This is a genomic window from Streptomyces sp. ActVer (genome assembly GCF_027270795.1).
In the GTDB taxonomy this organism is placed as follows: Bacteria; Actinomycetota; Actinomycetes; order Streptomycetales; family Streptomycetaceae; genus Streptomyces; species Streptomyces umbrinus_A.
Map to the genome: position 1 here is coordinate 1 of NZ_JAPWHT010000491.1, position 7484 is coordinate 7484.

Below are 7484 nucleotides of genomic sequence, written 5' to 3' on the forward strand. Positions count from 1 at the left end.
GAGCCCGGGGAGTCCGGGACACGCACCGCAACCCGGGCGGCCCGGCCCGCGCCGACACGCCGGGCCGCCCTTCACCTCCCTCGCCTCACCCCAGCCGCGCCTCGACCCCCGCGATCACCAGTTCCAGACCCTCCTCGAAGTGCCGGTCGTAGTTCTCGAAGATTTCCGCGCCCGCCTGGGCCGACAAGGGACAGTCGGCCATCAGGCGGGCGCGTTCGTCCACGTCGTAGCCCTCGCGGCGCTCGCCGGGCAGCGGCTCGACGCCCTGTTCCTCGGTGACGAACCCGAGGGTGTAGAGGTACGTCGTCGAGGTCGCGCGGACCGCCTGGGCGAGGGTGAAGCCGGCGGCCGTGAACAGCCGCAGGCCTCTCCTCCATCTGCTCGGCGTGCTCGATGCCGGTGAAGCGTGAGCCGCTGAACACCTTCGCGCCGTCGCGGTGGCCGAGCAGCGAGGCCCGCAGCCCCCGGTTGGCCTTGCGCAGCCGCTCCTGCCAGGTGTCGTCCGGGTCGAGGACGGTGCCGGCGATCATCCGGCGGTACATCTCGGTCGCCATCTCGTCGAGCAGCGCCTGTTTGTCCTTGAAGTGCCAGTACAGAGCGGGCGCCTTGACGTCCAGCTCCTTCGCGATGGCCCGCAGGCTGAGGCCGTCCAGGCCCACCCTCCGGGCTGGGGGCGGCGAGTATCCCGTCGGGATGATCTGGCAGGACGGGACCCGGCAGGGCGAGCACCGGATGTTCGACGAGACGGAGGCGACGGAGGCCGAGCCCTACGCGGGCGTCCCGTGGATGGTTCCGCAGTGGCGCACGCAGGAGATCCTGTTCGCGCGCCTGGAGGAGCTGGGCGGGAGCGTGGCCTTCGGCCGGGAGCTGACCGGCCTCTCCCAGGACGCCTGCAACCTCGGCTGGAAGCTCGCGGCCGTCCTGCGGGGCGAGGCCCCCGAGTCTCTCCTCGACTCGTACGAGGAGGAGCGGCTGCCGATCGCCGCGCACATGCTCGGTCTCTCCACCCGCGTCCACCGGGGCGAGGTCCGGCGCGGCACGGCCACGCAGCAGCTCGGACTCGGCTACCGGGGCTCCTCGCTCGCCCGGGAGACCCGGGAGGACCTGCCCGAGGACGCCCTCCACGCGGGCGACCGCGCACCGGACGGCACCCGCGGCGGCGTACGCCTCTTCGACGCGTTCCGCGGTCCGCACTGGACGCTGCCCGCGGTGGGCACGGGCACCGGCCTGCCCGGACTCGCGGCCTGCACGGTCCGGATTTCGGCGTACGAGGCGTACGGGCCGGGGTGTTCCTAGTGCGACCCGACGGGTACGTGGGCTGGGCGGCGAGACAGCAGAGGGGCTGGCGGAGTACGCGGGGCGTATGGGTGTCGTTGGCGTTGGCTAGGCCGGTCAGTCGCCGTCGAGGAGAGTGTCCACAGAGAGGTCGGGGGTAACGCCGACGGACTCCGGTACAGGGACACTTTGGCCCCGCTTGAAGCGCTGGGGTGCGTCGTACTTTCCGTCGACCGGGTTCTGGTAGAGAAGTACCTCGTCGTGTTTGCGGTCGGCCACGATATAGACCGGGATGCCCGCCTCGGCATAGCTCTCGACCTTGGGGCCGAGATCGTCCGACCAGTTCGAGGACGTTACCTCCACGACCAGACGGAAGACGTTCGGGGCGTAGCAGTTCTTCTGGACGAGGGCGTCCCGGAAGTCCTCGTCGACGACGGAGAAGTCGGGGATCGCATAGTCGTCGGGCAGCGCCGGCAGCCAGAGGCCGATGCCCTGGACGTATCTGAGCCCGACCTTCCGCGCCCCTGCCCCATCAAACGCTACGACCAGCCAAGACAAAGACAGAGCATGCGAGCCGTCCGGCGGCGGTGTCACAGTGAGCCTCCCCTGGAGAATCTCCACGCGGTGCCCAGGCAGTGCACGGGAGAGCAGGTCGGCGGCTTCGCCCAACGTCAGCTCGTGTTGCAGTACAGCCACGGCATCCTCCTTTTCGGGGGTACTCTCCATGAGCGTAACCGGGGGCGGGCGATTTCCGCCCTCGATCACTCGTACGGAGTAATCGCCCAGGTCAGAAGGCATCCGTCGGCACGTAGGTCCCCCACACCTCCCGCAGCGCACCGCACACCTCCCCCACCGTCGCCCGGGCCCGCAGCGCGTCCTTCATCGGGTACAGGACGTTGTCCTCGCCCTCGGCGGCCTTCTTCAGGGCGGCGAGGGCCGCGTCCACCGCCGGCTGGTCGCGCTCGCCCCTCAGCCTCGCGAGCCGTTCGGCCTGCTGGGCCTCGATCGCCGGGTCGACGCGCAGCGGCTCGTACGGGTCCTCCGCGTCGAGCTGGTACCGGTTGACGCCGACCACGACCCGCTCGCCGGAGTCGGTCTCCTGTGCGATGCGGTACGCGCTGCGCTCGATCTCCCCCTTCTGGAAGCCGTGCTCGATGGCGCCGACCGCGCCGCCCAGGTCCTCGACCCGCTCCATCAGGTCGACCGCGGCCGCCTCGACGTCGTCGGTCATCCTCTCGATCACGTACGAGCCCGCGAACGGGTCGACGGTCGCGGTCACGTCCGTCTCGTACGCGAGAACCTGCTGGGTGCGCAACGCCAGGCGCGCGCTCTTGTCCGTCGGCAGGGCGATCGCCTCGTCGAACGAGTTCGTGTGCAGCGACTGGGTGCCGCCGAGGACGGCGGCCAGGCCCTGCACCGCCACCCTCACCAGGTTCACCTCCGGCTGCTGCGCGGTCAGCTGCACCCCGGCCGTCTGCGTGTGGAAGCGCAGCATCAGCGACTTGGGGTTCCGCGCCCCGAACTCCTCGCGCATCACCCGCGCCCAGATCCGGCGCGCCGCCCGGAACTTGGCGACCTCCTCCAGCAGCGTCGTACGGGCCACGAAGAAGAACGACAGCCGGGGCGCGAAGTCGTCCACGTCCATGCCCGCCGCCACCGCCGTGCGCACGTACTCGATGCCGTCGGCGAGAGTGAACGCGATCTCCTGCGCGGGCGAGGCACCCGCCTCCGCCATGTGATAGCCGGAGATCGAGATGGTGTTCCAGCGCGGGATCTCGGCCCGGCAGTACTTGAAGATGTCCGCGATCAGCCGCAGCGACGGCTTGGGCGGGAAGATGTACGTGCCGCGCGCGATGTACTCCTTCAGCACGTCGTTCTGGACCGTGCCGGTGAGCCGGTCGGCCGGCACGCCCTGCTCCTCGCCGACCAGCTGGTACATCAGTAGCAGAAGCGCGGCAGGGGCGTTGATCGTCATGGACGTCGACACCTGGTCCAGCGGGATCCCGTCGAAGAGCACCCGCATGTCCTCGACCGAGTCGATCGCCACCCCGACCTTGCCGACCTCGCCGTGCGCGATCGGGGCATCGGAATCATGACCCATCTGGGTGGGCAGGTCGAAGGCCACCGACAGGCCCGTCGTACCGTTCGCGATCAGCTGCTGGTAACGGGCGTTGGACTCGACGGCCGTACCGAACCCGGCGTACTGCCGCATGGTCCACGGCCGCCCGGTGTACATCGACGGGTAGACGCCCCGCGTGAAGGGATACGCACCGGGTTCGCCCAGTTTCTCCGCCGGGTCCCAGCCCTCCAGGGCATCCGGCCCGTAGACCGGCTCGATGGGCAGTCCGGACTCCGACTCGCGCGCCATGATGTCTGCCTCCCACTGGACCGGGGACGGGCCTGTGCCCTCAACAATGCCGCGTAGTTCGCAACCAGGCACGCGCGGGAAACATCTCAGGGGACACGACGCGCCACAGGGGGTCGGTGAGCAACGGGGGGTTCGGATGCGTATTCCGGTCATGTGGCGAACAGGCGCGGTGGCGACGACGGTGGCGGCGCTCGTCGCGGTGAGCGGATGCACCATCCAGACCGTCGGCGCGCCCGCCGAAGGGACCACCGGCGGACAGACACCCGCCGGGAAGGCACCGGCCGGCCGCGACGCCGGACCCGCGCTGTCTGACCGGCCGGGTGCTGTGCATCAGCAAGACGAGCCGCACCCTCCGCTGGATGATCGACGGCCGCACGGTCTCGACGATGGACGTGCGCTTCGGCTCGCAGTACACGCCGACCCGGGAAGGTGTCTTCAACGTCTACTTCAAGTCGCGCCACCATGTGTCGACGATCTACGACTCACCCATGCCGTACGCGATGTTCTTCAGCGGCGGCCAGGCCGTCCACTACTCCTCGGACTTCGCGGCGACGGGCTACTACGGGGCCTCGCACGGCTGCGTGAACGTACGGGACGAAGGGAAGATCGCGGCGCTGTTCTCCCAGGTGAGGAACGGCGACAAGGTCGTCGTCTACTGGTGAGGAACCGGCGGCGGGAGGAGTGCGTGGGCGCGGGCGGGACCGGGGGAACGTGTCCCGCCCGCGCCACTGTGCACTGAGCCGTGGGTACGGGGGGAACCCCGGCTCGTGCGACAGCCGATGACCAGTCGGCTCGCTTACTACTGCGTCAGGGCGGCTGAAAACGTCACACCCGGCCGACGGCGGCCGGGCAGCGGTGGGAAAGCCCAGGTCGGGCGGCGGTTCAGGAGGATGAAGAGAGCGCGGGGAGCGCCCGCTGGGTGCGCGGGGCGGATGCCCTGGGTTCCGTGGAGCGGGGCTTGGATCCCGTGGACCGGGCCGGGGTGGACCGGTCCGGCGTGGAGAGCGCGGAGGTGGCGGCGGGCGTGGGCCGCGCCGGGGCGCCGGCATCGGGAGCGAGCGCTCGAATCGGCGTCCGAACCGGCGTCTGGCCCGGTGTCTGGAGCACTGTCCGTACTGGTGTCGGCGTCCGCGTCGCCGAGGGCCGGGCGGGGGCGAAGGCCGTGGGTTCGGCCGCGCCGGCGGCGAGGCGGACCGTGCCGCGACCGCTGCCGCTGCCGCTGCCGCTCCGGAACGCGCCCGCGCCTATGTGCGAGCCGTCCCCGTCCTCATCACCGTCGTCGTCGTTGCTCCTGCCGTCCCTGTCCTCGCGGTCGTTGTTCCAGCCCGAGCCGCTCCGGCCCGACTCGCCCCGGCCCGACCCGATGCCGCGCCGGCCGTCACCGGAGTCGCGGTCGTCCCAGTTCTTCAGGATGCCCGTGCAGTACTTCTTCACCTGCTCGGAGCCTTTCGCCGCGTCCTCCAGACCGCGTCTGCGCTGGGAGTCGAGGTTCTTGCCGTCGCGGTAGTCGCGGCAGGCCGTGGCGAGCCAGCGCCACCCCCGGACGGTCCGCCCCTCGCGCCGGTCGTCGCCGGGATCGGGGCGTGCGCCCGGGTCCGTACCGCCGCGTGCCTCTCCGCCCGGGGCCGAATCCTTGCCGGTCGGGCCCCCCGCGCTGCTGTCGGGCCGAGGCTTGTCGGGGCCGCCGCCCGGCTTCTTCTCGGGGGACGGCGAGACGAGGGGACGGTCCGGGGTGACGGAGACCGTCGCGGACGAGCCGGGTTCCGGTTCCTCTCCGCCGAACGGCAGGACGCCGGAGGTCGCGGCCATGGCGGCCCCGCCGATCATCCCCGCGGCCAGCGCGGCGGCGAGTCCGTATCGCACCGGGCGGCCCCAGCGGGAGGGGACGCGCCGACGCTCGGCGGGGCGGCCGAGGTGGATCAGGCCCGCGTCGGAGGAGATCCGGGAGGCCGCAGAGGAAGCGGCGGAGGAAGCGGTTGTGGCCGAGGCCGCCGAGCGGGTACGGGTGCGCGGGCCGAGGGTCGCCTGTTCACCGTTCTTGCCGGTGCGTGCTTTGCGGAACGCGGCCAACGCGGCTGCCTCGCCGGGGAGTTCGGCATCCGCGGGCGTGGGTTCGGCGGTCTGCATGCCCAGCGCGTCGAGGGCTTCGAGCGCCTCGGTGAGCCGCTCGGCCTGGTCACGGTTGTCGGCGTCGACGGCGTCCAGCGGCTCGCCGCGCAGCAGCCGCTCCGCCGTTTCGCGGTCCAGCCACCTGTACTGCTCGTCGGCCATCACATGTCCTTCTGCGTCCGCGAACGCGTATGCGTCACACCGGCGGACGTCACCGCGCGGGTACGCGGTTCTGCGTGTGGGGGTCTTTGTGGGGGTACGGAACTCAGCGATCCGGCCGATTCCGGATCCGCGTCGATCAGCTCCGCGAGCCGCTTCAGACCGCGGTGCGCGGCCGTGCGGACGGCGCCCGGCCGTTTGCCCAGGGTCTCGGCGGCGGTCTTCGCGTCGAGGCCGACGACGACGCGCAGCACGACGGCCTCGGCCTGGTCCTGCGGGAGCTGGGCTATGAGGGAGAGGGTGCTGCCGGTGGCGAGGGCCTCGATGGCTTCACCGGCGGTGTCGGACTCGGCCGCCCGGCCGGTGAGCTCTGTCTCGTCGCCGCCTATCGCGGGGCGACGGCCGCGCATGCGTATGTGGTCGAGGGCCCGGTTGCGGGCGATCCGGGCCGCCCAGCCGCGGAAGCGGTCGGCGTCGCCGCTGAACCGTTCGATGTCACGGGCGATCTGCAGCCAGGCCTCGGACGTGACGTCCTCCGCGTCCGGGTCGCCGACCAGCGTCCGTACGTACCCAAGCAGCCGTGGATGCACGGCTCGGTACACAGTCCGGAACGCGGTCTCGTCTCCGTCCTGTGCCGCAAGCACCGCGGCGGTCAGCTCCGCGTCGTCCCCCAGCACCGCACTCCCTCATGCGCCTAAACCGGCGCCGCTCTCGCGGACGTGGTTGCTCACCATCGTGGTCGCTCAATCGATGGTCGCGGTCGTGGATCCTTTGTGGATTCAGCGCTGCCGCAGTCCGGCGCGAAAGGCACGTTACGGCGTGAAACCGTTCCCCGTCCATGTCCGTACAACGTGCAACTAACGCGTTACGGCGTGGGGTGTGACACAAAACGCACCTCCGACGCTGAAGCAAGTACGGGCCGCCGCGCGGCCCGTGCCGCGCGACGGCCGGGGCCTCTCCTGTGGGGGGTGGCGGCTCCGGCCGTTGCCATCGGCACGGCGGGGCTGGGGTTTCGTCCCGCTTTGCAACCTTTTGTCGGCCGCTCTCGGTCAGTCGGCCTTAGCTCTTCGGGCTCTTCGTAGTCTTCGGGTTCTTCGTGGCGTCGACGCCGGGAGTCTTGGACGCCTTGGGCGATCCGCCCGGCTTGTCCTTGTCGGCGTTCCCCTTCTCCTTCTTCTTTTCCTTCTTCTCGGCCGACTGCTCGGCGCAGTACTCCTCGACGTTCTCCTCGCCGCCCGCGGCTTGTATCAGCCGCTGCCATGCGGTCGAGTCGAGTGCCTTGCCACGCTTCTTGACGGAGTCGTACGCGCGACAGTGGGCCTCGGTGTCCCGGGCGGACGGCGGACTGCGGAAACCACGGTCGGCCTGCGCGGGCTCGGACGGATTCGGCGCGGCGACGGCCGGGCCGGTCGGAGCGCTGCTCGCGGGCAGGGACCCGCCCCGCGCGACACCCTCGTCCCGCGTTCCGCCGCCCCCCGAGCCGATGGCCGCGACCGCCACCCCGCCGAGCGTCAGGCTCGCCACCAGCGCGACCAGGGTCGCCCGCACCGGCCGACCGCCCCGCCGCTCCCGC

General features: G+C 71.2%; 4 protein-coding genes and 4 pseudogenes. 2 read left to right on the forward strand and 6 right to left on the reverse strand.

What is annotated here, in order from left to right; genetic code table 11:
* Positions 1-85: 85 nt before the first annotated feature.
* Positions 86-698, reverse strand: a pseudogene (locus O3Q52_RS45090) (TetR/AcrR family transcriptional regulator).
* Between O3Q52_RS45090 and O3Q52_RS45095 the strand changes: the two are divergent.
* Positions 661-1387: pseudogene (locus O3Q52_RS45095) on the forward strand (FAD-dependent monooxygenase); the annotation flags it as partial. The pseudogenes O3Q52_RS45090 and O3Q52_RS45095 sit on opposite strands and share 38 nt — an antisense overlap.
* Positions 1388-1392: 5 nt before the next feature.
* Here O3Q52_RS45095 and O3Q52_RS45100 read toward each other — a convergent pair.
* Positions 1393-1971, reverse strand: coding sequence for a Uma2 family endonuclease (locus O3Q52_RS45100; RefSeq protein ID WP_269654303.1), 579 nt, complete (start codon positions 1969-1971; stop codon positions 1393-1395).
* Between the two features lie 91 nt (positions 1972-2062).
* Complete coding sequence (locus tag O3Q52_RS45105) at positions 2063-3643, reverse strand: methylmalonyl-CoA mutase (RefSeq protein ID WP_269654304.1); 1581 nt, start codon at positions 3641-3643, stop codon at positions 2063-2065.
* A gap of 278 nt (positions 3644-3921) precedes the next feature.
* Here O3Q52_RS45105 and O3Q52_RS45110 point away from each other — a divergent pair.
* Positions 3922-4305, forward strand: a pseudogene (locus tag O3Q52_RS45110) (L,D-transpeptidase); the annotation flags it as partial.
* A gap of 220 nt (positions 4306-4525) precedes the next feature.
* On the opposite strand, the gene O3Q52_RS45115 reads toward O3Q52_RS45110, so the two are convergent.
* From O3Q52_RS45115 to O3Q52_RS45125, 3 genes and pseudogenes are all read right to left on the reverse strand, one after another.
* Complete coding sequence (locus O3Q52_RS45115) at positions 4526-5914, reverse strand: hypothetical protein (RefSeq protein WP_269654305.1); 1389 nt, start codon at positions 5912-5914, stop codon at positions 4526-4528.
* Positions 5914-6588, reverse strand: coding sequence for an RNA polymerase sigma factor (locus tag O3Q52_RS45120; RefSeq protein ID WP_269654306.1), 675 nt, complete (start codon positions 6586-6588; stop codon positions 5914-5916). The genes O3Q52_RS45115 and O3Q52_RS45120 overlap by 1 nt, the downstream gene beginning before the upstream one ends.
* Before the next feature lie 382 nt (positions 6589-6970).
* Positions 6971-7484: pseudogene (locus tag O3Q52_RS45125) on the reverse strand (hypothetical protein); the annotation flags it as partial.